Genomic DNA, 26,000 nt, shown 5'->3' on the forward strand with positions numbered 1-26,000 from the left:
CTTAACCCTCCTTCACAGGGGTGGGTGGCGTGGTCGCTTGCGCGCTGGCGTCCTGCGCCTGGACTGCGGCACCGGCACGGACTTTTTGTCCGCCTTCGACAATCAACTGGTCACCCGCCTTGAGGCCTGCCGTGACCCACCATTGATTGCCCACCGCGCGATCAATGCTCAGCTGACGTTGTTCCACCTTGCCGTCGACCACCAGTAGCGCCGTGGTCACACCGCTGGCGCTGCGGGTCACTGCTTTTTGCGGAACCAGAATGGCCTGGTCATTGCGGGCCTGCTCCAGCACCGCGCGGACATACATGCCCGGTAGCAGCAGGTGGTCTGGATTGGCGAACTCCGCGCGCAGGGTGACGGTGCCCGTCCCCTCGTTGACACTGACGCCGCTGACCTTGAGCCGCCCTTGCTGGTTGTAAGTGCTGCCATCGTCCAGCTTCAGGCTGACCCGCGCCTGGCCGTCACCGTTGGACTGCAACACGCCGCTGGCCAGGTCCCGCTTGAGCCGCAGCAATTGCGTGGTCGATTGGGTAACGTCCACATAGATCGGATCGAGTTGCTGCACCGTGGTCAATGCACTGTCCTGATTGGCCACCACCAGCGCGCCAGGGGTCACGGTGGACGTTTCGATGCGCCCGCTGACCGGCGAGGTGATACGTGTGTACGCCAGGTTGATCCGGGCAGTTTCGACTTCCGCCTCGGCGACTTGCACATCGGCGGCAGCCGTCAGCAAGGTCGCCTGGGCGTCCTCGTTATCCTGCTGGCTGATGGCATTGATCTTCACCAGTTCCGCGTCGCGCCTGGCGGTGCTCTGCGCCGATTTGAGCGTGGCGCGAGCCTTGGCCAGGCTCGCCTGGGACTGCGCCAGCGCGGCGGTATAGGACGCCGCATCCAATTGGTACAGGGCCTGCCCGAGCTTGACATCCGCGCCCTCGACAAACAGTCGCCGCTGGACGATGCCGCCCACCTGCGGACGGATCTGCGCCACCATGAACGCCTGGGTGCGCCCGGCCAACTCAGTGGTCAGCACCTGGCTCTGGGGCTTTATGCTGATCACCGAGACTTTGGGGGTGACCGCTTCAGGCGCCGGCTCGCCACCGGAGCAGCCACCCAACATGACCAGAATGATCAACGACAGGAAAACCGCGGCGGTTACCAGGAATTTGGCGATTATTTTCGTGGACATAGCTGCCTCTGCAAGACGGAATGGCTTGAGTCAGCGCCATCCTGCGAGGCAAATGTGCAGGAAAATTGAAGATTGCCCGACCGGGTTGAATCTTTCCGTCGCCAGGGCCTAAATGGTCCATCCATTCTTAACGGCCCACCTGCATGAAGTTGAGTATCTCCACCAAGCTGTTTATCGCGGTACTGGCCGGTGTGCTGCTGGTCATCCTGAGCATGGGCTTGGCGACGAGCTGGAGTTTTGGGCGCGGCTTTCTCGGGTATCTCAATGAGCAGGCGCTGGACCGCATGGCACCCGTGCTGCCACGCCTGGCCAGTGCCTATGCGCGTGAGGGGAATTGGGAGTTCCTGCGCAACCAGCCGGACCGCTGGTTTGACATTATGCGGCCCGAACTCGGCGAAGATCCGGCGAAGAACGACTTGCGTACCCCCATGGCCTCGGACCTGACGGGCGCGCTGTTTCGCATTGCATTGCTGGATAAACACAAAAAACGCGTGAACGGCTACCCGGATATCGGCAACGACGCCTTGTTGCGCCCGATCGTGGTGGCCGATGAAACCGTCGGCTGGCTGGCCGTGACCCCGTTCCAGAGCGTGACCGAGGCCGGCGGTGAACGGTTCCAGCAATACCAGTTACGCACCAGCCTGGTGATGGGCGCCTTTTCGCTGCTGCTGGCGATGCTGATTGCCTGGTGGATCGCCCGCACGTTGTTAGAGCCGGTCAAACGGGTGGCCGCAGCGACCCATCGCCTGGCCAGCGGCGACTACAGCGGCCGCGTGGCGGTGGCCTCCAATGACGAAGTGGGCCAATTGGCCCGGGACTTCAATCAGCTCGCCTATACCCTGGAGCGCAATGAACAGATGCGTCGTGAGTTCATGGCCGATGTGTCCCACGAATTGCGCACCCCGCTGTCGGTGTTGCGCGGCGAGCTGGAGGCCATCGAGGATGGCGTGCGCACCCTGGACCAAGGCTCGATGAAATCCTTGCAAGGTGAGGTCGGCATGCTCAGCAAGCTGGTGGATGATCTGTATGAACTGTCCCTGGCGGATGTGGGCGCACTGACCTATCGCAAGAGCGCTTGCGCACTGGAGCCGCTGCTGCGCAACAGTGTGGCGATGTTCCAGGAGCGCTTGCACGCCCAGCACCTGCGCATCGAACTGGACTTGCCATCCCAACCCCTAGAACTGCTGGCCGACGCCAATCGCTTACAGCAATTGTTTTCCAACCTGTTGGAAAACGCCGTGCGCTACACCGACCCGCAGGGGCTCATACGCATCCGCGCCGGCCTGGATCGCACCGACGTGTGCATTGATGTTCTAGACTCCGGCCCAGGCGTTTCAGCCGAACAACTGCCGCGCCTGTTCGAGCGTTTCTATCGCGGTGAATCGTCGCGCAACCGCGCCAGTGGCGGGGCCGGCCTGGGGCTGGCGATTTGTCACAGCATCGCCCTCGCCCACGGCGGCAGCCTCAGCGCCGCTCACTCCCCCCTCGGCGGTCTTTGGCTGACCCTGCGCCTGCCACGGAATACCTGACTCATGAGCGACGAAAGCCCGATCCTGATCGTCGAAGACGAACCGAAGCTGGCCGCACTGATGCGCGATTACCTGGTCGCCGCGGGCTACCCGACGCGGTGCCTGGACAACGGCTTGCAGGTGGTGCCGAGCGTGCGCGCCCAGGCACCGCGCCTGATCTTGCTCGACCTGATGCTACCCGGGCGCGACGGTATGCAAGTGTGCCAGGACCTGCGCGGGTTCAGCGCCGTACCGATCATCATGATCACCGCCCGAGTCGAAGAGGTGGACCGCCTGCAGGGCCTGGACCTGGGCGCCGACGACTACATCTGCAAGCCGTTCAGCCCGCGCGAGGTAGTAGCACGAGTCAAGGCCATCCTGCGTCGCGGCCCCCAACTGCTGACCAGCACACCGCCGCGCCTGCTGATCGACGAAGCGCAATACCGTGCGTCACTCGACGGTATCGAACTGGACCTCACGCCGCTGGAACTGCGCTTGCTCAGCACCTTTGCACGTTCCGCCGGGCGGGTGTTTTCCCGTGACCAACTGCTCGACAACATCTACTCCGACCACCGTGTGGTCACCGACCGCACGGTGGACAGCCATATCCGTAACCTGCGGCGTAAGCTGGAGCAGGCATGCCCTGGGGAAACACCCATCGAGTCGTTGTATGGGGTGGGCTATCGGTTTCAGCTTTCCGGGGGCTGAGGTTTTGTCGAGGCCAAGGCAGTCTGCACGCTGGCGCCGGCCCCGGCCCACGCCGAACACTTGAGCAGCGTGCGCCGGTCCGGGTTGAGCAAGCCGTCGGTGCGGCGTTGAGGTTTTGTGTGCATGGCCATCGGTGTGTCCTCGCGGGCGAACTACAGTGAGGTAGCTGACACGAGGGAAACCTTGCGCGGTGGCGGTTTATTCCGAGCCAAAAAATAAATTCTTTTGCGGGAATAAACGCCCGCGCAGCACAGTTATAGAGGTGTGACGGTGCGGAACCGACCATGAAGCAATTCGAGGAACTGATAGCGCCCCATCTGGACGCCGCCTACAACCTCGCGCGCTGGCTGACCGGCAACGACAGCGCCGCGCGCGACGTTGTGCAGGAAAGCGCGTTGCGCGCCTTCAGGTTTTTGCAGCGCTTTGCCGATGGCAATGCCAGGGCGTGGTTCCTGGCTATCGTGCGCAACGAAAGCTACACCTGGCTCAAAGCCTCGGCCGGGCGGCATTGGGTGGCCATCGAAGACGACATCGGCGAGCATGAAGGCGCACTCAGCCACAGCCAGACCCCGGAATTGCTGGCCATTCACACCGAAAACGTCGCGTTGCTCCAGCAAGCCCTCAGCGCCCTGCCGCCAGCGTATCGCGAGGTGATCGTGCTCAAAGAACTCGAAGACCTGCCCTACAAAGACATCGCCCTGGTGGCCGACATTCCGATGGGCACCGTCATGTCGCGACTGGCCCGGGCGCGCGCGATGCTCAAGATTGAATTACTGAAGTTGCACGATCATGAATGAGCTTGATTGCCCGGTTTGCCGGGTTCGGTTGCAAGGTTATGTGGATCAGGAACTGGATCCTGCTTTGGCTGCGGATGTGTCTGCGCATCTGGTTTTGTGCAGGGAATGCGCGCGGGTGTGTGAAGAAGTAAAAGCGCTGAAGGTCAGCGTGAAGCGCCATGCTGCGTATTACCCGGCGCCGGCAGCGTTAGCCACCCGTATCTTCGCGCCTGAAGCACCTGCCATTGGCCTAATGGAACGCTGGCGGAAATGGCTCGCCCCAGCGTTCTCTGCGACGACGTTGGCGCTGGCCGCGATGCTTTACATCGCAACGCCCGACGGCGAACAACCGCTGATGGACGAAGCCGTCTCCAGCCACGTGCGCTCGCTGATGGGCGAACACCTCAACGACGTCGTTTCCTCCGACCGTCACACCGTCAAACCGTGGTTCGCCGGCAAACTCGACTTCTCGCCACCGGTGGTCGACTACACGGCGCAAGGGTTTGTGCTGCTGGGCGGACGCCTTGATTATCTGCAACACCAGACCATAGCAGCACTGAGCTATGGCCGGGCGAAACACATTATCAACGTGTTCATACTGCCCACCCCCGAAGCTGACAAACCTCAGCAAACCCAATCAATCCGAGGCTTCAACGTCGTCTCGTGGCAAGCTAAGCACATGCGCTACGTCCTTGTTTCCGATGTAGAAAAAGGCGAACTGCAGACCCTCGGCCAACTCATCCAGAACTGAAGACAGATAAGTACGCCCATAGGGAGAGGGCATGACCACTACACCCCACGCGCGTAATGCCAGATGCCAGTCCCGGGAATCACTCGTCAACGGCAGTCCGGTCTCCCGGGGAAAATACTGCGCGTTATTCAGCGTTGTGCGATCAGATCTTGATGAAGTTCTGCGCAGACAGCGAGCCAAAAGGCAGCGATGCCAGATGCCCACCAACGTCAAGCGACCCCAGGTCAACGGGATAGAAGCCGGTCTCTTCAATGATCTTACGCACGTCTGCCTTTGCGGCTGCATCATCGCCTGAGTAGAACAAGACGCGCTTGCCGCCCGCCACTTCCGGCTCCGCCAGCACTGCCACATCAAGGTGGTTGAAGGCTTTGACAACCCGCGCGCCTGGGACGAACTGAGCGAATACCTCGCTCGAGTACTTGCCACCCAGATCGACCGCCTTGATTCCATAGGTCGCGAGTGGGTTACTTGGATCGTTGGCGTCCGGCGAATTGGGGTCAAGAAATTCGACCGGATTGGTACCGTCGATGACGATACGTTCATTCCAGGCGGGCAAGGCACTCAGTACTTTTTCGGCGTCACTCCAACGCACCGCTGCGAACACGATATCGGCGCTTGCCGCTTCTTCGACTGTGCCGGCCTTGATGGAAGGCCCGAGCTCCGCATCTACTACCTTCGGGGTAAGAGGCAAAACGACATCGCGCTCGATTGGGTTTTCATTAGTATCGATATTTCCCGCCGGATGCAAAAAGCCCAGCGTGGGGCTGGGCTGTCAGATCTGCCATCGGCCTTCTCGGAAGCCTGCTACTTCAAAATCTCATACCAGATCCGCGCATTCACCAGCATTCTGACTGCGTTGACTTTGTCGATCGCATACTGCGGGGCTGTCTCCCAAGGTAGCGAACTGCCTGTAAAAACCAGCAGCGGCTCATTCGTGCCGCGCTCAAGCACCAGTCGAGCGTTAATAGATGTGAACTCAGGCTTGGCATTCAACGTATCGCGCATAATCAGGCGCTGCATTGGCGGAAGCTGACTCCAGGCAACAAACTCTTTTATCGGTTCCAGCCCAGCTGGAAATGTGTCGCGATGTAAGGTATTTCCAAACGTCTTATAAACTTGCCCCATGTCATCAGTGAAGTCGATCCATTGATTGTTATCGGCTATCCGTGCGGGCAGCATTGTATTCCGAAAATTGGGATTAGAACTCAGCATGCCTGACTCCCCATCAAAGTGACTGTACTTAATGTCCGTTCGATTGAACTCATAAAAGCGCAAGGTTGCATACTTGTCGAAAGTCGACACAGCTGAGCAGCCAGGCAGCAGGAGCGAGGGAATAACGAGCGACAACGCTATCAAGATTTTACGCATGGGCATCCTTGCGATTCAGGCGGATAGTGCAACTTGGACTCCAAGCACTGTACCCAGTACCCAACCAGGCATCCAGCGCGCATGGAATGCCAGTGGCAGCTGATCCGGGAGCGATAGTGCGCTATATCAGCGGGTCAGTGGGGCTGGATGCGTCGTCAACCAGAACACTGCTGCTAAACTTATCCACAATTGCTGGGGCAAAAATCAGCAATCCGTCCTGGGTCAATTATCAATCGGCTGGGTGGGTCAGCTTTCCGTCAGCGCCAACACCTGTTCTTCCAGTCTGAGAAGTCAGCCTCGAGCAGCTCGCTCAATGCGTCGATCTTGTCAGCATAGAGCCGATGCAACACTTGCAACAATTCCGGTCGGATAGCAGATTTGTAGCCCTCGAAGACCGGCCGAGATAACTCGGGACGATGAGTCTCGGAGAAAAACTCACCCAAGCCAATGTGACTCAGTACCCTGTTGGCGAAACCAACGGGGTCGTGCGCAATCGTTTCGTAGCGAGAAATCAAAAAGCTCTCACGAGGATAGACCGACATCCAGTTTCTCAAGCAGTTGGCGTAGTCACCACGCTGCAACGATCCCTGCGATTTGAAATGATCAATGAACCACTGATCAGACGCTTCACAAAACTCCATTTCGGCTCGGCGCAGTGCCATCCTGGCAGAAGACCATGCTCGCTCAATCGGATTTCGCATCAGATAAACGATACGTAAGCTGGGAAAGTATTGGTGCACTTCACGAATCCGGTCGAGTGGCAGAATTGCATAGGCAGGAGTGATGTCGCCATTGCAGCGTTCCTCACTGAACAAACTGCTGTACCAGCCAACACCATTCAGGTAGTGAGCATCCCAGAAGTGAACTTCCTTGCCAGCTGGAAAGCTTACACTTGGATGCTTGCTCAACACTTCGTATAACCAGCTAGTGCCGCTTTTCTGGGCACCAATTCCGATAAACCTTAACATCCAATCACTCTACCAAAGACCATTCCGGCGCACATGAGAAATCCACGAGACCAAGCCCGAACTGCTTGCTTTCCGCACTCACGCGAAAGCACAACGCATCGACGACGCGATGAAGATGGTGGAATCCCTCACCACAATCCCCGGATACGCCAGCATTGAGAAAATACAATCCTTCATTGAGGCGACAGACAAAACTGTACTCCACCGACAGCACGGAACCGGATGAAACAACCACGATTCCCTCTGCGATCTGCTTGGCTGAAGTAGCCCCTCCCAACTCCACGCCAGTGGGAGTCTTGATCAGCATACCAAAACGGACATTCCTAGCATCACGATCAAAGCGCACACGGTAGGTATAGCGATAAGTTTCTCCTGCCTTGAGACAATTAACCTTTTGCCCTTGGATGTTGAGTAACTGAGGATCAGAGATCAATGCACCACGAGATTCATAAGACAGCACAGTCTTGGAAACAAGGTGCGGATCGAAATATCCCGCCATTTCCTGACATAGCTCATCCACTTCTCCAGGCTCAGCCAACTCGGGACTCGGAGGCGCCTCGATACCAGCCAACATTTGTTCGCGCATGACCTTGGCTTTGTCGGCAGGAGCGTTCAGCAGCCGCTGATACTTACCAACCACTGATTTGGGCGTGCCTTCAGTAATTTTTTTACCACCATCCAGCAGAATCGCCCGGTCACACAGGCTCACAACCGTATTACTTGCATGGGAAACGAACAAAATGGTCGCACCTTGGGCCTTGATAGCCTCGATCCGCGCATAGCATTTGCGCTGGAAGAGCTCATCCCCCACAGCCAGCGCCTCATCGACAATCAGGATCTGCGGGTCGACATTGATAGCCACAGCAAAAGCCAGCCTCACCATCATGCCACTGGAGTAATTCTTGACCGGCTGATCTATGAAGTCTTCAATCTCTGCAAAGGCGAGTATGGACTCAAAGCGTGCTGCAGTTTCCGCATTGGAAAGTCCAAGTATGGAAGCATTCATGTAAACATTCTCTCGCCCACTGAACTCGGGATTGAAACCCGACCCCAACTCTAGCAGCGCGGCAATACGGCCATGTGTAGTTATCTCACCGGAAGTAGGGGTCAGAGTGCCGCAAATCATCTGCAACAACGTAGATTTTCCACTCCCATTGCGACCAACAATGCCAACTGTCTCGCCTTTATTTATTACAAAAGAAACATCATCTAGCGCCACAAACTCCTTATAGTGCTTTTCCCTACTGAACATCTGCAGCAGACGCGCGCGCGGGCTGGCGTATATTCGAAAATGCTTGCTAACACTTTTAACCTGTATTGAAAACTCAGAACACATCTGCAAAACCTTTACGCGCGATTTGGAAGAAAGCAAATCCTGCCCAGAGACACACCAAGGAGATCACCAAGTATTTTGTCAAGCCGATGAAGTCCGACATTCTGCCCCAAATCAAAACATCGCGCGCCTGTTCAATCACAAAAAGTCAAAGGATTAGCCATGATCAGAGGCTGAACGGAAGCTGGCAGGCCTCACGCACATGAAAAAGGCCAATACTGTGAACATTGGCCTAAGTCATTGAAAAATATGGTCGGGACGGAGTGATTCGAACACTCGCCCCCCTAGCACCCTTGCCCACCCCGATAAGACTGTTTGAGCTGCCAACTGCGTCATGCTGACGTCCTGTTCTAAACGAAATTTTTTGTCAGTGGCCGCGGGATGCTGCGTTGACGACCGGGGGCAGTTGATGGATGCCACTGTACGAACTCAAGCACGCGGGGAAATGTGCAACGCGGTCTTGCCTGATGCACGAGACGCGCTTAGGGCGTGATTATTTCCTGAAGAAACGCTATGAATACATTGATGCGACTGGAGCCACGATGGTTGGGCAGATACAGCGCATTGATGCAGGTGCTTGCACTGCCTGGGTTGACCTCATATTGCTCCAACACCCGCGTCAGCCGACCTGCACTGACATCCTCACGTACCAGCCAATCGGCCAACAGCGTCACCCCGCCACCGGCCAAGGCAGCCTCGCGCAGAATGTCGGCATTGTTGCTTTGCAGCCGTCCCTGCACATTCAAGCGGATGACGTCCTCATCCCCCTGGAATGTCCATTGGTGGTGGCCCATGCGGTAATCGAAACGTAAGCACTGGTGCTCCAGCAAGTCGCAAGGGTGTCGGGGCAGTCCGGTTCGTGCCAGGTATTCGGGACTCGCCACAACCCAGCGCTGGAACTCGCCCAACTGCCTGCTGATGATGTCGTCACTGACAACCGATGAACCGAGACGTACTGACACATCAATTTGTTCGCTGAGCAGGTCACTGATCTCGTCGCTCAGCAAGAGACTGATTTCCAGACCGGGATGGCGTTCAAGCAGCCGCCCCAAGTGCGGGGCGATGATTCGCCGGCCGAACTCCACCGGGACACTGACCCGCAGACGCCCCTGAGCTTCGCTGCCACGATCGGCAACGACGGCATCCGCTTCATCGATGGCCTCCAGGATCGCCACGGCCTTATCGAAATAGTGCTGCCCCGCCACAGTGACGCTCGTATTGCGCGTGGTGCGGTTGAGCAGGCTGGCGCCCAACTCACTTTCCAGCCCCGCGACCTGCCGCGTCACCGACGACGTGGAGATGCCGAGCTTACGCGCTGCAGATGAGTACCCCCCACAGCGTACCGTTTCGACAAACATTTTCAGCGCAAGCAACTTGTCCATGAACGGACTCCGAAATCGAAAGGTAAAGGTGGCGACTGTGCATGACCAGGCAATGGGAATCTTGCATGGCTGTGCTCAATGGCCTGATTAAAGAGGCCTGCGACCCTACAATTGATCGGATGACAATCAAAAAACGACAAATAACCGATTGATCAATAGAGTGGCATCCCGGGGCAGGTACAGGTTGGCCGGTGTGAACCGCACCCATCAGGCTTGCGCGATGCCCATGATCCGATTGCCCATATTCACTCCCCAATCCGCCATGCGCTTGCCTTCTGCAAGTTGCTGTCGCTGCCAGGCCAGCAGTGCATGATCGAGGTCGCCGCTGTCATCGATTGTTTGCGCCAGGGACAGTGCATTGCGGGCGGCCTTGGCCGTGCTTCCGGCGGTATGAGGACGCGGCACAAAAGCGGCATCCCCCGTCAACAGCACACGGCCAAACACCATTTGCGGGACGTTGAGATCAAGGATCGCCTGCACAAAAATATCCCTGGTCTGGCGAATCAGTTCCCGAAAAGCCGGGTTCGCCTGCCGCTCACCCATTTCCCGAATGTAAGCATCCTGCCCCGTGGCCAAGGCCCCGGGTGGAATGGAGTGACTACGCCGATGGCCATTGCGGTCAGTGAGCACAGCGTCCAGTTCCGGCCCTTGTGCAGCTTTCAAATACCACAGCCAATTGAGCCGACGCTCGCCAGGATTAACGGAGCCATTCACGCCCGGGACCATGTATTCCAGCATCAGCGATTCGGGGTCCTGTTGAAAAACAAAGTCCTCGTAAAGCTGCGTTTTGGCGAAGTCTGGAAGTTGCTCTTCATCGACCAGCCCACGCCACACCACATACCCCGAATAAGTAGGTACCGCTCCAGGCAGCACCATGCTTCGCACGGTTGAACCCGCGCCATCGGCACCAATCAGCAGGTCACCCTCTGCACTGCCGCCATCTGCAAAAGTCGCAGTCACCCTGTGCTCATTCTGGGTCAGATCCACCAACGTCTTGCCACGGTGATAATGCTCGGCAGGAAACGCAGAAAATAATGCGCTGTATAGCGTATTCCAGGACGTCTGGGTTTGCGGCATCGGCTCTTTATGCACGATGCCACCGACTCGATCCAGATAGAGACGATCATGGGACCGGACGCCGAGCGCACCTGCCGGATGAATGCCCGCATAGCGAAAATGGTGCAGGACATCCGCCTGCAGAACGATGCCCCCGCCACGACTGTCCATCGCCGCAGGGGATCGCTCGTAAATATCGACCTGCCAACCAATCGCGCGTAACGCCGTGGCGGCGAACAGCCCTCCCAGGGAACCACCAATGACCAAGGCCTTCGGAACACCTGAACGCTTCATTACCTTTCTCCTCATTGTCGGGTGATTTCCCCGGCTGCGGTTTAGCGTTGCGTTATGCCAACACCGGATAGTCGATGTACCCCTTGGCGTCGCCACCAAAAAAGCTGTTGCCGTCAGCCACGTTGAGTTCGTTGCGACCGCGCAAGCGAGCCGGTAAGTCGGGGTTGGCAATGAACGGGCGACCAAACGCAATGAGGTCCGCACGCCCCTGCGCAATGGCCTGTTCGGCCGTTTCGCCGGAGTAACCTCCCGCCAACATCAGAACGCCGTGGAAGTCATTACGCAGTTGCTTGATGATCGCGTCCCAGCGTGGGTCGTTACTTTCATCGAGCACTGTGCCAACCATCATCGGTTCTACCAGGTGCAGGTACGCGAGATTCCAGTGATTGAGCCGGGATGCGATGTAGCCAAAGGTTTGTTCCGGGGTGTCATCGCCCATCCCCATGAAACGTCCCATCGGTGTCAGGCGGACAGCTACGCGTTCGGCGCCTACTTGCGCGGTCACGGCGTCCACGACTTCAAGCAGCAACCGGACACGGTTTTCGATACTTCCACCGTAGCGATCACTTCGCTGATTGCTGGCGCTGTTGATGAATTGGTCGAGCAGGTAACCATTGCCGGCGTGAATTTCCACCCCGTCCATACCCGCCAGGATCGCGTTGCGAGCGGCCTTGCGGAAGTCGGCAACGATCGCTTCGATCCCGGGAATGTCCAGCGCTTGAGGGACAGGTACATCACCCCATACGCCCTCGCCCTCTTCATTGAGGATGAAGGTCTTGCCGGGCACCGGTTGCGCGGTGGGCGCCACCGGCAAGCCGCCGTTGGGCTGGAACACCGGGTGCGACACTCGCCCCACATGCCAGAGCTGCAGGAAAATGCGCCCGCCTTCTGCGTGCACGGCCTCGCTGACCGCCTTCCAGCCCTGGATCTGCTCGTCGCTATGGATGCCGGGGGTCCAGGCGTAACCCTGGCCCTGCTGCGAAATCTGCGTAGCCTCGGTAATGATCAATGCGGCACTGGCACGCTGACGGTAGTACTCGACGTTCATCGATGTCGGTACATTGCCAGGTTGCCCCGCCCGCGAACGAGTCAGAGGCGCCATGGCGACGCGGTGCTTGAGGGTGAGTTGGCCAAGTTTGATCGGGCTGAACAAGTGATGAGTCATGATGATTTCCTGAATGAATAGGGATTGGAAAAACGCCTTAAGCGGCTTCGCTTCGTTTCAGTATCCGGGTCATTATTTCGACGGGCTGGGCGCCACTGATCACGTCATCTGCGATCTGAATGCTGGGCACCGAGCGCACACCGGATGCCTTGGTTTGGGCTTCGAGCTTCAAGACTTCAGCCGTGCCTTCATCGGACTTGAGAAAGTCGACAATAACCGCTCGGTCCTGCCCGGTTTCGGCGGCGATGTCGGCCAGTATCGTGAGGTCGCCGATATCCCGCCCCTCGCCGAAGTACGCCTTGAAAATGGCCTTGACCAGCGTCGACGCGTCTCGACCCGCCTGTTGCTCGCGCCATACCAACCGATGCGCGGCCAGGGTGTTGGGCGTTTTTTTGACTCGCTCGTAATCGAACTCAAGCCCGACCGCCTTACCGGCGTGGGTGACCTGTGCGTCCATCGCCTGGCTACGTGCCCAACTGCCGAATTTGCCAGAGCGATAGACTTTGCGATCCATGCCTTGAACGGGCATGTCAGGGTTCAACTGATAAGGCAGGAAGCCGATGGGTCGGTCCGTTGATAAACCCGAAGCAGCCAGAGCGCGTTCGAGATGTTCCTCACCGATCCAGCACCATGGGCAGATGAAGTCGTAAGTCACTTGAATTGTGGATGAGTGCAAACTCATGACGGTCTCCGTGGTTGAGTGTTTCACCCCCCCAAGGTAGGGGCCGGAGCGCCGCCAGAGAATCCGTCGATTGCACAACGTAGCTTTTCGCAAAACGCAACGATGTGCCGATCACGCCTTCGGCGCGCCACGGTCCTTGAGCGCCTGTCTTTGGACAGGGGCGCACGCTGCGCGAGTTAACGGTTGTTGATTCGGTCACCGTTGCGCCTGGCGCAATGTAGCGTTGCGCCTTGATGGGGTACTCCATCACAAGCGCCCTCTCTAAGCTCACGTCATGGAAAATCGCCGTACGCCCATCGCACGCGGCGGATTGAAAAATCTGTCGTTAATTCAGCTCGAGAGGTAAGGCGATGAAGCGCAAAACGATCATCGGTGTCGTTCTGGCGATCGGCGTCGTGGGGTTAGGGTTTGCGTTCTGGATGATGTGGAGGCCGGAAATTGCCACGGTCAGCCAGCCCCTGAAGGCCGATCGCGAAACCCTGGACAGAGGCCGCCGCGTCGTCGAAGCCGGAGACTGTGCGGTCTGTCACACACGGCCAGGAGGCGCCTACATGGCCGGCGGTTTGCCGCTGGTAACGCCTTTCGGAACCCTCTTCACCACCAACATTACCCCGGACCCGGAGTCCGGTATCGGAAAGTGGTCGCTGGACGCCTTTGAACGGGCCATGCGTGAAGGCATCGCGCGTGACGGCCATTTCCTCTATCCGGCGTTCCCCTACGTGCATTATCGAAAGATGAGCGACGCCGATATCGCCGACGCCTATGCCTACCTGATGAGCGTGGACCCGATCACATACACCGCGCCGCAGAACCACATGGTCTTCCCCATGAACTTCCGTCCGCTGGTGTCCTTCTGGAACTTGTTGTTCCTGCATGGAGATCCGCTGGAGCCACTTCCCAACCAGTCAGCACAATGGAACCGCGGACGCTACCTGGTCGAGGGAGCGGGACATTGTTCATCCTGCCATTCGCCCCTGAATCTGATTGGCGGGGAAAAAAGCAGCGAACGGTTCAACGGTGGTGTCGTCGACGGCTGGACAGCCCCTGCCCTGCGCGGAATGACCGAGGCGCAACACCCCTGGAACGAAGCCCAGTTGGTCGCCTATCTGACGGGCGAGGTCGCCGAAGGACACGGCGCAGCAGCGGGCCCGATGTTGCCGGTCAATCTGAGCATCGCGCAATTACCGACGGAAGATGCCCATGCCATCGCGCAGTACATTCTCGACCTCAAGAAAACCTCATCGGATGCCCCATCGCCGCCCTGCACTTCTGGGGTCAAGCCCAGCGCCAGAGCACTTATGGGCGCCTCATTGTTCGACGGCGCCTGCGCGAGTTGCCACGGCGGCGCGGCGCCGATGCGCGTCATTGAATCGCGGCCGGCGCTGGCGAACACCTCGGCGGTGATGGCGGACTCGCCACGCAATTTGATCCAGACCATCCTGCAGGGCATCCCCATGTCCAGCGCCGCTTCCAGCCACTACATGCCTGCCTTCGCCCCTAGCCTGGACGACACCCATGTGGCTGCACTTGCCGAGTACTTGCGCAACGAAAGCTGTGCGAACCGTCCCTGGACGGACCTCGACAAGACCATCAAAAGCATTCGGGCTCAGGAGCAGCAACCGTGATCACACTCGATATCAACGGCAAGACTCACGAACTGGACATCGCGGACGACATGCCCCTGCTGTATGCCTTGCGCAATCAAGTGGGGCTCAACGGCGCCAAATACGGCTGCGGTCTGGGTCAATGTGGCGCCTGCACGGTGCTAGTGAACGACAAACCGGTGTTTTCCTGCCTGACGCCCTGCGGCGCGCTGGCGGGCAAATCGGTGCGCACGGTCGAGAGCCTCGGCAGCGCTGACCAACCGGGTGCCTTGCAGAAAGCCTTTATCGAGGAACAGGCGGCCCAGTGCGGCTATTGCATCGCCGGAATGATCGTCCGCGCACAGGCGCTATTGGAAGCCAACCCCCATCCGGACGATGAAACGATCCGTCGCCACATGGCACCCAACTTGTGCCGCTGCGGCACCCATGTGCGAATCCTCGCCGCTATCAAGTCGGTCATCGCGCAAGGGGGCAAGGTATGAAAACCTCAACGCAAAAAGTCGATCTGAGCCGCCGCGCATTCATGATAAATGGCGCATTGGTGATGGGGTTCGCACTGCTCCCGGCTATTCCTCGCGCCTTCGCCGACACTGAAGTAGACACCTTGGGGACAGAGATCCTCGCCCCCGACCTGCCGGGCAGCCTGCGCGCCACTCCTCACCTGGACGCCTGGATCCGCATTGATGCGAAAGATGGCATCACCGTCTACACCGGCAAAGTGGAACTGGGCACTGGCGTCAAAACTGCGCTCCTGCAGATCGCCGCCGAGCGGCTGGAAGTGCCGCCCGCGCTCATCCGTTTTCTCACCGCCGACACCGCACTGACACCCAATGAAGGGTATACCGCCGGCAGCCATACGATCGTCGACAGCGGCACCGCGCTGTTCAACGCCGCGGCCCAGGTGCGTCAATTATTGCTCGAGTCCGCGGCACGGCAATGGCACCTCAACGTCGACAGCCTGACCACGCGGGACGCGGTGATCTACGATGCGCAAGGCCGCAGCATGACCTACGCACAAGCCGTGGCAGGGGTCCAACTGCATCGTTTTGCATCGGCCAACTCGCCCTTCAAGCCAGCCAGCCGTTTCACCCTGATCGGCCAATCACTGCCTCGACTGGACATCCCGGCCAAAGTCAGCGGCGGTGCAGCCTACGTGCAGGATATGCGCCTGCCCGATATGCTGCATGCCCGCGTGATACGGCCACCCCGGCGCGGCAGTCAGCTTCTGGAGATTGACGAGGCCGCCCTCGGGAAACTGCCCGGTGAGGTGAAACTGATCCGCAACGGCAGCTACCTTGCCGTGGTCGCCACCGATGAATGGCTGGCGGTCAAAGCAATGCGCGAGGGCTATGCCACGGCCCGCTGGACAGCAGGTAACCCGCTGCCCGACTCGACACACATCCATCAACTCCTCACCGAATTGCCGGCGCGACGCTACCCGGTGAGTACCAAGGGTGACCTCCCGCAACCGACACCACACGCCTACAAGGCCCGGGTGACCAAGCAATACCTGATGCACGGCTCCATCGGCCCCTCCTGCGCAGTGGCCTGGTTCAAGGACGGCACACTGACCGTGTGGACCCACTCTCAAGGTGTCTATCCATTGCGCGCGGGTATCGCCGAGATGGTCGGCCTGCCGGTGGCTCAGGTGCGGTGCATCCACGCTGAAGGCTCCGGTTGCTATGGCCACAACGGCGCCGATGACTCCGCCGCCGACGCCGCGCTGATCGCCATGGCCATTCCCGGCAAGCCGATACGGGTGCAATGGATGCGCGAACAGGAAAATCTCTGGGAGCCCTACAGCTCGGCCATGCTTGCCGAAGTGGAAGCAGGACTGGACGACAGCGGGCGGCTTCGCGACTGGACATACGAACTCTGGAGTACGCCGCACAACGAACGTATCGTCAACGCCGGGCGCCTGTTGCCGGCGTGGCTGTTGGCCAATCCCTTCACCCCGGCGCCTTCGGTGCCGATCGCTCAGCCCGAAGGCGACGGCGACCGCAATGCCGTTCCGTTGTATGAGATCCCCAACCTGAAGGTCGATCTTAACTTTGTACTGACCATGCCATTCAGGACCTCGGCCATGCGTTCGCTCGGTGCCCATATCAACATCTTCGCCATCGAGAGCACCGTCGATGAACTGGCGGCCAGGGCCACCGTCGACCCGGTACAATTTCGCCTGAATCACTTGAGCGATCCGCGAGCACGGGCGGTGGTGGAGCGCGTGGCCGCTGAGTTCCGCTGGCCGCAAAAAGCAACGGGCCCCGGCAGCGGAATCGGCTTCGCCTTTGCCCGCTACAAAAACATCATGGGTTACTGCGCAATCGCCGTGCAGTTGCATGTGCAGCGCCAGACTGGACAGGTGACGATTGATCGCGTTGTCGCCGCCGTCGACGTGGGGCAAATTGTCAGCCCCGACGGGCTGCTCAATCAGATCCAGGGTGGCATCGTGCAGTCCGCCAGTTGGACGCTCTATGAGCGAATCCTCTATGACGCCAGCGGCATGCACAGCTTCGACTGGAGCGGCTATCCGATCATGCGTTTTCCGGATTTTCCGCAACAGGTCGAGGTCCACCTGATTGATCAGCCGGATCAGCCATTTCTTGGTGCGGCGGAAATCGTCCAGGGCCCCATGGCCGCAGCACTGGGCAATGCCATCAACGATGCCACCGGCAAGCGCTTGCTCGATCTGCCGCTGGCGCGACGTGGCTGGCAGGAGGCGCTGGAGTCATGACCGATCCGGGCGGTGTCGACTTTATGCCCTTCGGCCACAAGTCAGCCAGCCGATGCCGGCGAAACGTCTGAATCGGTAGCCAGGCGCACGCTCATCAGCGCCTGGCGCTCATGCAGCAACCCGTTAACGCGAACACGAGGAATCCCACTGATATACCTCGTCGTACACGCGGTCTATCAGTGCCTCTTTGCTGGGGAAATATCGATAGAGTTTTGCAGGCGCTTGAGCATTTCAATGCTATCTCCTGACAGCATCGTTCGAAAACGAGCCTTCAGGCCCTAGCAATTCGCTGATGAAATCGATAAACGCATTGACGCGCTTGGAGCCACGATGATTGGGAAGATACAGTGCGGAAATGGCCGAACTGGCATCGTTCGGATTGATAACAAAGGACTCGAACAATGAAGTCAAATCACCGCTGCCAATATCGTCGTTGACGAGCCAGTCAGGTAACAGAGCCACTCCACCGCCCGCCAACGCAACCTCACGCAAAACCTCGGCATTGTTGCTTTTGAAGCGGCCCTCAATCGGTACTCGAGTCTCCTCAGCTTCCTTCAGGAAAGTCCACACCTGTTGCTTTGGGCCGTAACTGAAACGCAGGCACTCGTGCTGCATGAGGTCCATGGGATGTTCAGGAAAGCCATGTGTATCCAAGTACTCGGCACTGGCCACCACCCGGCGCTTGAAATGACCGACGGGACGACTGACGACACCATCCATGGCGGCTGCCGATCCCAATCGAATCGCCAGATCGACGCGCTCCCCCAGTAATTCAACGATGTCATCGGAGAGCGTCATGTCCAACACAAGTTGAGGGTATCGCTTCAACAGCGAGGCAATATGAGGTGCAATCAGACGACGCCCCAGCGCTACGGGCACGGAAATACGAAGATGGCCCGCAGGGAGTTCCCCGCGGTCACTGACCGAGGCATCCGCCTCGGCGACAGCATTCAGCACTTCCCGCGCTTTCAAGTAGTAGGCGGCCCCGGCATCTGACAATGAGATTTGACGCGTGGATCGATTAAGCAAGACAGCGCCCAGTTCCGCCTCAAGCCCATCGATCATCCGAGTCACAGAAGACGTCGCCAGGCCTAACTGTCGAGCGGCAGAAGAAAAGCCCTTCGAATCCACAGCCTGGACGAACATCTTCAATGCGAGCAGCTTGTCCATGACACTCCTTGACTCACCCGTTGTTCATATTGAGCATTGTGCCAGTTCGGGTCCGACGAGAAACCACCGAGAAGACGACTAGAGCTACCAGCGACAATGCGCTTCCCACCGCAGCAATTGCCAGCCAGCCGGCATGTTCATAAAGCAAACTGGCTACCGAAGAACCGATTGCCCCCCCAATAAAGATACTGATCATGTACAACGCATTCAGACGGCCTCTGTTGGCAGTGCCCAATGCATAGACAGCTCGCTGGCCAAGCACCATGTTCATTTGCACTGCAAAATCCAGTGCTATCCCGGTGACGGCCAACCCAATCACACCGTAAAAGGGATTGATGAAGGCCGGAAGGAAACTCAATACACCCAGCACCATGGCCACCTGCGACGCTCGTCGAGTATGGCCTGCATCGGCAAGACGGCCACTGATAGGTGCAGCAATGGCACCGATGGCGCCAACCAGAGAGAAAATCGCAATCTGACTTTGCGTGAGGCCGAACTCACGACTCAATATCAATGGCACAGCGGTCCAGAACAAACTGAACGCCGCAAACATCAGCCCTTGATAGAGCGCGCGCTGACGCAGCACGGGCTCGCGGCAAAACAGTTGGCCCAGGGACATCAGCAATTGGCCGTACGACGCACGATGGGTCGGTTGCCATTTGGGCAGGGTCATGCCAATCACGATGGCGATAACGAGCATCAAGGCGGCGGCCCCGACAAACACCACCCGCCAGCCCAAATGATCGGCAACCAGGCTCGACAGCGGCCGCGCCAGCAGAATCCCTAGCAGCAAGCCCCCCATAATCCCGCCAACCACCCGACCGCGAGACTCTTCTGATGCCAGATGTGCCGCTAACGGAATAAGCATCTGCACGGAGACTGAGCTGAAACCGATGAGTGCCGACACCACTAGAAATACACTCGGCTGCTTGGATAAACCGGCGGCGACCAGGCTGAAGATCGTAATCACGATCGTCGCGATCATCAGCCGACGGTTTTCTACCAGGTCCGCCAAGGGCACCAGGAAAAACAATCCGAGCGCATAACCAATCTGGGTCAGCGAAACGATGAAACTCGCGCTCCCACTCGACATGCCGATATCCGGAGCGATCAAGCTAATAATCGGTTGTGCGTAATAGATGTTGGCCACGATGGCACCGCAACAAAAAGCAAATAGAAGCACCAGCCCCTTTGTCATTGATGCTTTTTGTATCGTCGCTGCTGTATCACGTGTAGAAAGGCCCATGCCATAGACTCCTGAGGTTCGACAGCGGTGACCTTCCAACGAAGGTCACTCGCATTCATGTTTGCCAGGCCAACAACATAGGCGGCAGTGCACCTCGAGAGAATATGGACACGACGCAACGTCGCGTTGCGTCGTGCGCAAGAGATGCCCGGGCTGGGTCGATAACAGCAACTTCACACCTCAGGTTTGGACGCCATCAGAGCGGCCTATTGATATGTCCAAATTCATTAGGCCGGCTCATATTTGACGCGAGCGCTCAAGGCGGTCAGCGAGGCGGCGAGCGGCTACGCGGGATGGAAGGAAGAGGAGATGCCAGGCTTCCACGAAGTGCGAGCTCTGTCGGTGCACCTGTAAGAGAAAGCCGGAAAGGATGAGCAAAAGATCACTGGTCATGCGAGCGAGGGCATGACCAAAAACCACCAGCGGGACCACGATGAAATCATCTGGGCAGAAGCAATCCCGGACCTGAATATCAGTGAAATCACCGGGTAGTTTTGCGCTGATTTTGCGCAGGCACAAAAAAGCCGATCTGTTAGATCGGCTCAATTGTCTGATTTTACTCAGGAATAATGGTCGGGACGGAGTGATTCGAACACTCGACCCCTAGCACCCCATTCAGTTAATCGCCAGATCTCCCTAGCTCGTTCTACACTTCTATAGAATCCTTAAACCTAGTAAAATCAGGCCTTCTAGCGATTAACTCTTCCAGCGACCGCTATCCTGACCTACCCTTAGCTGACAGATCCGTGGGAGTAAATGTGGGAGTAAATTTCTTCGGGGATTAATTATGGCCAAGCTCACCGCCAAAGAATTGGAAGCACTGACCGAACGAGATGTCGGTACCATCGTACGCGACGAAGGCAGCCTTGCGGGCAGGGTTTCACTCCGCAAAAAAGGTATCGCCATTCCCTTTTACTTCCAGTTTCGCTGGGAAGGGATTTACACCCGCTTCTCCTGCGGTACCTGGCCAAACAAGTCGTTGACCGAAATCCGCAAGGAGCGCAACGAAGCGCGAGACCTTGTAGCCAAAGGGATCAATCCAAACGAGAACAAGCGCGCAGGGAAGGTCAGACAAAAAGCGGAACTGGCTGCACAACTCGCGGAGGCCGATCGGCAAAAGTCTAAGGAGCTAACGCTGCTAGACCTCGCGGGAGAATGGCTTCGCGATGGTGTGGCGCGCAAGGATGGTAATGCCGAGCTACGGAGAAAATTCGCGAAAGATCTTTACCCCGCCGTGGGCTCTAAAATCATCAGTACCGTCAGTGAGCATGACTTGCGGAGCCTTGTGCGTTGCGTAATAGCTCGAGGTGCTACTCGTCAGGCCATCAGTCTTTTTTCGGATATCGTTCAGATGTTTGGATGGGCGCAGAAGCGCCAGCCATGGAGAACACTGCTGGTCGACGGAAATCCAGCAGACTTGGTCGAAATCAATAAGCTTATACCCAGTGACTACCAAGAGGAGCGAACTCGGATCCTTTCTTCCACTGAACTTCAAGAATTACACCAACGCTTCCAGAAAATGACTGCCGACTATGCAGCGCTACCTGCCGGCAAAAAGTACGATGGAATTCGCCCACTCAAACCAGAATCCCAACTTGCGCTCTGGATCTGTTTGGGAACGTTATGCCGGATTGGTGAACTGCTTCAGGCCGAATGGAAAAACGTTGATTTGGAAAATGGTGTCTGGTTTATTCCCGTGGCAAACGTCAAAGGTAGCCGGGGAAAAAAGCAGGACCACCACGTGTTCCTATCTGTGTTTGCGATCCACTATTTCAGCAAGCTTCGGCTGCTCACAGGAAACTCTCAATGGTGCTTTCCCGCAAAGCATCATGATGGTCATGTCGATCTCAAGGTCGTCAGCAAACAGGTAGGAGACCGCCAATCACGCTTCAAAAATCGCAAGCCGCTTTCACGTCGCCGGCATGATGACACCCTGGTGCTGTCCGGTGGTGCCAATGGGGAATGGACACCCCATGACTTGAGACGAACGGGTGCAACCATGATGCAAGCCTGGGGCATAAGCCTTGACGTGATAGACCGGTGCCAAAACCACGTGCTGGCAGGTTCCCGGGTCCGCCGTCACTACTTACACCATAATTATGCCGAAGAGAAAAAAGAAGCTTGGAACCTGCTGGGCGAAAAGCTCACTGACATCATGATCGGCCAGGACGGTCTGGAGGGGCTAGGTAGAGGCAACTCAAATGAGCACGAAGCGCCCATGACGACGCCTGCCTCGACCATCGGAAAGTTGAACCCGAATTAATCAACATCTGAACGGCAATAGTCGTCCGTCAACCGTAAGCTCTTATTTTTCCCCACGGGGTGAGCTATGAATCACACAGCCAACGGGCAGTATGCAGACAGACTGACGGATCTTGAGCCCTGGCACCAGGACGATGCCCTGGGCCCCCAAAAACGTTGCGTGAGCATTTTCCAGCACAGCACCTACGACGGGACACAGCATTGGAACGCCCTTATTTCGATCGGTATGGCAACGAATGAAGAAAAGTTTCCTCTGGTGGAGGAAATCGCTGCTGCGGGGTCTCCTCTAAACGACAATTACTTTATCAATGCCGAGAATCTTGAGCGTTGGATAAACAACGAGCTCGCGGGACTTTGTCGGTACCGTAGCCATGGAAGTGAAGATCTGGACGGCGAATCCAAAACACAGGGACCGTTGAAGCTCTTGTTCTCACTCGACGCCGTATTCGTTCGCCCGCTTTATCATTCATTAGGTTTTGGCGAAATTTTGTCGGAACACCTAGCCGAGCAGTTAATGGCCGGGCTCCTCACACAATTGGTCCGCATAAAATCACATGATGATGGCGCGGACGTCGTTTTATTCGCGGACTTTGATTCCATCGAAGGAGATTGTTTTTTTGAAAAACTGGCCGAATTGATCGAGCTGAAAATTGAAATCTCCTCCAATTCACTTGGTATACCGATCACCTTCTCGACAGATTCAGGATATTAGGAAAGACGGTGCCATTGGGCCGTTGATGGATGGGAGCCACCCATTTCCTGGGATTACTGGAGGCGACTGAAGCGTGAGGCAAGGCGTTTTGGTCGAGGAGAGAAGACAGAACTATATTTTTGACGGTTTGGCAGCAAAGGCACCTTCACCCAGCAATGCGACACCCAACGCCGTCACGCAGAGATAGATGGGGTATTCCCAACCACCGTTGGCACTCGTGAAGCTCAGCCATTACCAAAATGGACGGTCGCAGCAGCGAATAACTGAATCACTGCTGGCACAAAACGTTCGCTAGCGCTCCGCTATTTCTATTGGTGCTCCGAGTAGCGTGGCGAGCAACTCACACCCCTCCGCCTATGCCGGCGCAGATCACAACAAAAATGAGATCTGCAACGAATTACCGTGCCGTCAGCAATACCGGTAAGGGCAATAGCGCTGATCATACGAGTCAACTATTTAGGCCATTGAGCGCCTTCAAATCGGCTCGAATATCGAGGGCAGTGGCCTTGGCCTGGCCGAAGACCGGAGGGCGCTTCTCGATAAATGCCATGACTCCTGCCGCAAAGTCCTCTGTTGCGGCGCAAGCAATGAATGACTGCAACTCTTGATCGAGGTGATCAGCCAACTGCGCAAGGCTGACCCCCTTAACCAGCTGTTTCAGTTGCCGGTTGGCGGCATAAGGTCCGGCTGCGAGGCGTTTCGCGAGTTCCGTAGCACTGCGTTCAAGCTCCCCCGGCTGCACCACATGACTAACCAGCCCCCACTGGTGGGCCTGCGCCATATCTATGCTGCGGTTGAACATCAGCACATCTAGGGCTCGCTTCTCGCCGATTATAGCCGGTAGGAACCGACTTAACCCTCCATCGGGCGTGGTGCCCAAAGCCAGGTACGCAGGTATGAACTTGCATCCCTGTTCAGCCACTATGAAATCCGCCATGCAGGATAGACTCATACCGATCCCAGCAGCGCCGCCCTGAACTGCAGCAATAACGGGCACTGGTATCTGCGCCAGCGTCAATATAGCCTGGTGGGCCAGTCCAATGTAATTCGCCAGCGGGTCACGCCGCGCTTCGGGTAGCCGCTCGAGTAGCTGGCGAAAGAAAGTGACATCGCCACCGGCGCAGAACAGCGGCCCCTTCCCCCTCAAAATCACCGCATGCAAGTCTGGCGACTCTACACAGCGCGAAAAAGCCTGCAGCAATTGCTGTAGGGCTGATTCCGAGAGAGCGTTGCGCGTCTCAGGGCGGTTGAGGGTGATAAAGGCAATGCCCTGATGCTGCTCGAAAATAACGTCCAAGCCTACTGCGTCGTGCACCTTGTTTCCCCTTCCCATACGGTTACGAAACGATTATGCCGAGCAGCGACTATTGATGTGAAAAGTCAGTCGTCTGCCGAACGTCTGTTATGCAGCAAGTTTGAAGCACTGGCTGAATTCGACATAAACCAGCACGCTCAAATAGCCGCAGGCAAATCCCCCCCGAATTGGCTTTGCCAGTGTTTACTGACCGACTATCTGAGGACGCGAGTTAGTTGATGCACTACGTACGGCCGGACGATTTAACGTCAGCGGACGACGCTATTGCTTCGAGATTGGATTGAACGTCACTCACACCAAGTCTCTACAAGTTAACGCCAGCTTGTTCAGACGAAGCATGGCCTGTGCAGCGTAGTCGAGTATTTCGTCGAAAAAAGTTCGACCGGTTTAATGGCGTCGGCGAAGACTACTGCTGGCCCGTAATCTAGCATGCCTGTACTGCTGTCGGTGCAACGCACCCAACTGCCCAAGTCTGAATCCATAATTGGGAGTACTGTTGAAACGGATTCAGCGTCCCCGCTTGCTCAACAAAAAATTCGGCACCGCAATCCCCTGTTGAATCCGATTGAAGCGTACTCTGGTGCCGTTTTTATGCAAGTGGTCAGGCAGCGCGCACTCAGCGATGACCTGAGCCTTGAAGGACTAGGAGTAGAAGCGACGTTCTTGTTGCATGGGCGTCCGCTTAAAAAGGCAAAAAATGGTGTCAGGAAGGTGTATTGCCCAGACGGTTACCTTCCGAGTTCCATCTTGGCTTAAGAGAAGTGATCCAGGGTCCTGCATCATGCCCACCCCTCAAGTCGCAACGTCGCCCGAACCAAACGTTGTTCCTCGCTTTCGATTTCTTTGAGGTTTTCGCAGATGCTCTGGATGTGAGCGATGGCCGCCTTTCGCGCCTGCTCCGGCAAGCGGCCGGTGACGGCGTTGTAGAGCCGCGCGTGTTGCCGGTCGATCTGACGCTTTTGCGGCTCGCGGTGGTAGAGGTTGTTGACCGAGGCAAACACCGAGCTGAGCAGCAAATCCGTCAGCGAACGCAAGGTCTGCACCAGCACCGGGTTGTGCGAGGCTTCGCAGATTGCCAGGTGAAACGCATGATCGAGCCGGGCATGTTCGCTCGCCTCCAGCGAACGGCTGTGGGCATCGAGCAACGCCTCGTAACTGCGGCTGATGAGAACGAAATCCGCCTCGGTCCCGCGCAAGGCCGCCAGACGCGCAGACTCGCCCTCGAGCAGGCTGCGAACCTCGAATAAATCATAGAGCGTTCGTGGCTGCGAGCTGAACAGGTGCATCAGCGGTGACGCCAAGCCATGCCCTGACAGGTCAGCCACGAATGACCCCTTGCCTTGCTCGGTCTTGATAATCCCGCGAGCGCGCAACAACTTCAGCCCCTCGCGAAGGGCGGTGCGGGAGACGCCGAGTTTTTCGGTCAGCCGCCGCTCCGAAGGCAATAGTTGCCCGGTCTTGAGCACGCCGTCGACGATCAGGCGCTCGATGCGCTCACAGACCACGTCGGCGACTTGCGGATTACGGCTCGTTTCTGCGCTGCCCATCGAATCTCCAACTGGTATGACCAGCCTCATCGCCAGAATCAAACCTGTTCAAATATAAACATAAGCCACTGTTTTAAAAGTTCTTTTTTGAAAAAACAAAAAAACAACGAGTAAAAAACTGGTTCGACCAGCCAAACAACACATAGACAGTAAAACGCCTCAGACCAATGATGCAAGTCAGCTGTATCCGGAAACAGACCTCTAATAAAAACAACTGAGTGTCGCCCACCGAC

24 protein-coding genes and 1 pseudogene are annotated in these 26,000 nt (G+C 57.4%); 11 read left to right on the forward strand and 14 right to left on the reverse strand.

The window, feature by feature from the left end; translation table 11 throughout:
* Nucleotide 1: 1 nt before the first annotated feature.
* Nucleotides 2-1,186: an efflux RND transporter periplasmic adaptor subunit gene (locus QU606_RS24250; protein WP_304997612.1), complete on the reverse strand. Its 1,185-nt coding sequence runs from the start codon at nucleotides 1,184-1,186 to the stop codon at nucleotides 2-4.
* A 143-nt stretch (nucleotides 1,187-1,329) separates the two neighbouring features.
* On the opposite strand from QU606_RS24250, the gene baeS reads away from it, so the two are divergent.
* A complete protein-coding gene (gene baeS / locus QU606_RS24255) occupies nucleotides 1,330-2,715 on the forward strand; it encodes a sensor histidine kinase efflux regulator BaeS (RefSeq protein ID WP_069076683.1) in 1,386 nt (461 codons plus the stop codon).
* 3 nt (nucleotides 2,716-2,718) lie between these two features.
* Nucleotides 2,719-3,402: a response regulator gene (locus QU606_RS24260; protein ID WP_024076450.1), complete on the forward strand. Its 684-nt coding sequence runs from the start codon at nucleotides 2,719-2,721 to the stop codon at nucleotides 3,400-3,402.
* On the opposite strand, the gene QU606_RS24265 is transcribed toward QU606_RS24260, so the two are convergent.
* Nucleotides 3,384-3,533 (reverse strand): hypothetical protein, encoded by a 150-nt coding sequence (locus QU606_RS24265; RefSeq protein ID WP_304997613.1) that lies wholly within the window; start codon nucleotides 3,531-3,533, stop codon nucleotides 3,384-3,386. The genes QU606_RS24260 and QU606_RS24265 overlap by 19 nt on opposite strands.
* 153 nt (nucleotides 3,534-3,686) lie before the next feature.
* On the opposite strand from QU606_RS24265, the gene QU606_RS24270 reads away from it, so the two are divergent.
* Nucleotides 3,687-4,199 (forward strand): sigma-70 family RNA polymerase sigma factor, encoded by a 513-nt coding sequence (locus QU606_RS24270; protein WP_069076667.1) that lies wholly within the window; start codon nucleotides 3,687-3,689, stop codon nucleotides 4,197-4,199.
* Nucleotides 4,192-4,929, forward strand: coding sequence for an anti-sigma factor (locus QU606_RS24275; protein WP_069076666.1), 738 nt, complete (start codon nucleotides 4,192-4,194; stop codon nucleotides 4,927-4,929). The genes QU606_RS24270 and QU606_RS24275 overlap by 8 nt, the downstream gene beginning before the upstream one ends.
* 142 nt (nucleotides 4,930-5,071) lie before the next feature.
* Here the strand turns inward: QU606_RS24275 and QU606_RS24280 are convergent, their stop codons facing one another.
* The 8 genes from QU606_RS24280 to QU606_RS24315 all read right to left on the reverse strand — a co-directional run bounded on the left by QU606_RS24280 (nucleotide 5,072) and on the right by QU606_RS24315 (nucleotide 13,177).
* On the reverse strand, nucleotides 5,072-5,677 hold the full coding sequence (locus QU606_RS24280; protein WP_304997614.1) for an NADPH-dependent F420 reductase: 606 nt from the start codon (nucleotides 5,675-5,677) through the stop codon (nucleotides 5,072-5,074).
* Between the two features lie 56 nt (nucleotides 5,678-5,733).
* Complete coding sequence (locus QU606_RS24285) at nucleotides 5,734-6,297, reverse strand: hypothetical protein (protein ID WP_150296268.1); 564 nt, start codon at nucleotides 6,295-6,297, stop codon at nucleotides 5,734-5,736.
* Nucleotides 6,298-6,554: 257 nt separating this feature from the next.
* Entirely contained in the window at nucleotides 6,555-7,265 is a 711-nt protein-coding gene (locus QU606_RS24290) for a sulfotransferase (RefSeq protein WP_069076664.1), read from the reverse strand.
* 4 nt (nucleotides 7,266-7,269) lie between these two features.
* Nucleotides 7,270-8,601, reverse strand: coding sequence for an ABC transporter ATP-binding protein (locus QU606_RS24295; protein WP_069076663.1), 1,332 nt, complete (start codon nucleotides 8,599-8,601; stop codon nucleotides 7,270-7,272).
* A 479-nt stretch (nucleotides 8,602-9,080) separates the two neighbouring features.
* Entirely contained in the window at nucleotides 9,081-9,980 is a 900-nt protein-coding gene (locus QU606_RS24300; RefSeq protein WP_024076452.1) for a LysR family transcriptional regulator, read from the reverse strand.
* 207 nt (nucleotides 9,981-10,187) lie between these two features.
* Nucleotides 10,188-11,330, reverse strand: coding sequence for an FAD binding domain-containing protein (locus QU606_RS24305; protein WP_304997615.1), 1,143 nt, complete (start codon nucleotides 11,328-11,330; stop codon nucleotides 10,188-10,190).
* A 52-nt stretch (nucleotides 11,331-11,382) separates the two neighbouring features.
* Nucleotides 11,383-12,495, reverse strand: a complete 1,113-nt coding sequence (locus QU606_RS24310) for an alkene reductase (RefSeq protein ID WP_304997616.1) — start codon at nucleotides 12,493-12,495, stop codon at nucleotides 11,383-11,385.
* 37 nt (nucleotides 12,496-12,532) lie between these two features.
* Nucleotides 12,533-13,177: a DsbA family oxidoreductase gene (locus QU606_RS24315; RefSeq protein WP_024076455.1), complete on the reverse strand. Its 645-nt coding sequence runs from the start codon at nucleotides 13,175-13,177 to the stop codon at nucleotides 12,533-12,535.
* Nucleotides 13,178-13,527: 350 nt separating this feature from the next.
* On the opposite strand from QU606_RS24315, the gene QU606_RS24320 reads away from it, so the two are divergent.
* From QU606_RS24320 to QU606_RS24330, 3 genes are read left to right on the forward strand one after another with little or no spacing between them, the layout of a single operon-like run.
* Nucleotides 13,528-14,802 carry a cytochrome c gene (locus QU606_RS24320; protein ID WP_304997617.1) on the forward strand — a complete coding sequence of 425 codons (1,275 nt, stop codon included), beginning with the start codon at nucleotides 13,528-13,530 and terminating at the stop codon, nucleotides 14,800-14,802.
* Nucleotides 14,799-15,263 (forward strand): (2Fe-2S)-binding protein, encoded by a 465-nt coding sequence (locus tag QU606_RS24325; protein ID WP_024076457.1) that lies wholly within the window; start codon nucleotides 14,799-14,801, stop codon nucleotides 15,261-15,263. Before QU606_RS24320 ends, QU606_RS24325 begins: the two co-directional genes overlap by 4 nt.
* Nucleotides 15,260-17,515 carry a molybdopterin cofactor-binding domain-containing protein gene (locus QU606_RS24330; protein ID WP_304997618.1) on the forward strand — a complete coding sequence of 752 codons (2,256 nt, stop codon included), beginning with the start codon at nucleotides 15,260-15,262 and terminating at the stop codon, nucleotides 17,513-17,515. The genes QU606_RS24325 and QU606_RS24330 overlap by 4 nt, the downstream gene beginning before the upstream one ends.
* A gap of 237 nt (nucleotides 17,516-17,752) precedes the next feature.
* On the opposite strand, the gene QU606_RS24340 is transcribed toward QU606_RS24330, so the two are convergent.
* The gene (locus QU606_RS24340) at nucleotides 17,753-18,685 is read right to left on the reverse strand and encodes a LysR family transcriptional regulator (RefSeq protein WP_304997619.1); all 933 of its coding nucleotides are present in this window, start codon (nucleotides 18,683-18,685) and stop codon (nucleotides 17,753-17,755) included.
* Nucleotides 18,686-18,698: 13 nt separating this feature from the next.
* Nucleotides 18,699-19,931, reverse strand: coding sequence for an MFS transporter (locus QU606_RS24345; protein ID WP_024076460.1), 1,233 nt, complete (start codon nucleotides 19,929-19,931; stop codon nucleotides 18,699-18,701).
* 240 nt (nucleotides 19,932-20,171) lie between these two features.
* Here QU606_RS24345 and QU606_RS24350 point away from each other — a divergent pair.
* The 3 genes and pseudogenes from QU606_RS24350 to QU606_RS24360 all read left to right on the forward strand — a co-directional run.
* A pseudogene (locus tag QU606_RS24350) lies at nucleotides 20,172-20,423 on the forward strand (integrase); the annotation flags it as partial.
* Between the two features lie 295 nt (nucleotides 20,424-20,718).
* Nucleotides 20,719-22,194 carry a site-specific integrase gene (locus QU606_RS24355; RefSeq protein WP_304997620.1) on the forward strand — a complete coding sequence of 492 codons (1,476 nt, stop codon included), beginning with the start codon at nucleotides 20,719-20,721 and terminating at the stop codon, nucleotides 22,192-22,194.
* 66 nt (nucleotides 22,195-22,260) lie between these two features.
* Nucleotides 22,261-22,905, forward strand: coding sequence for a hypothetical protein (locus tag QU606_RS24360; RefSeq protein ID WP_304997621.1), 645 nt, complete (start codon nucleotides 22,261-22,263; stop codon nucleotides 22,903-22,905).
* Nucleotides 22,906-23,353: 448 nt separating this feature from the next.
* On the opposite strand, the gene QU606_RS24365 is transcribed toward QU606_RS24360, so the two are convergent.
* On the reverse strand, nucleotides 23,354-24,220 hold the full coding sequence (locus QU606_RS24365; protein ID WP_304997622.1) for an enoyl-CoA hydratase/isomerase family protein: 867 nt from the start codon (nucleotides 24,218-24,220) through the stop codon (nucleotides 23,354-23,356).
* A 429-nt stretch (nucleotides 24,221-24,649) separates the two neighbouring features.
* Here QU606_RS24365 and QU606_RS24370 point away from each other — a divergent pair, with 429 nt between their 5' ends.
* Nucleotides 24,650-24,976 (forward strand): hypothetical protein, encoded by a 327-nt coding sequence (locus QU606_RS24370; RefSeq protein ID WP_304997623.1) that lies wholly within the window; start codon nucleotides 24,650-24,652, stop codon nucleotides 24,974-24,976.
* Between the two features lie 23 nt (nucleotides 24,977-24,999).
* Here QU606_RS24370 and glcC read toward each other — a convergent pair whose 3' ends face one another.
* Nucleotides 25,000-25,767, reverse strand: a complete 768-nt coding sequence (gene glcC, locus QU606_RS24375; RefSeq protein ID WP_304997624.1) for a transcriptional regulator GlcC — start codon at nucleotides 25,765-25,767, stop codon at nucleotides 25,000-25,002.
* Nucleotides 25,768-26,000 lie beyond the last annotated feature (233 nt).

Source organism: Pseudomonas sp. OVF7 (genome assembly GCF_030644265.1).
Classification (GTDB): Bacteria; Pseudomonadota; Gammaproteobacteria; order Pseudomonadales; family Pseudomonadaceae; genus Aquipseudomonas; species Aquipseudomonas gorinensis.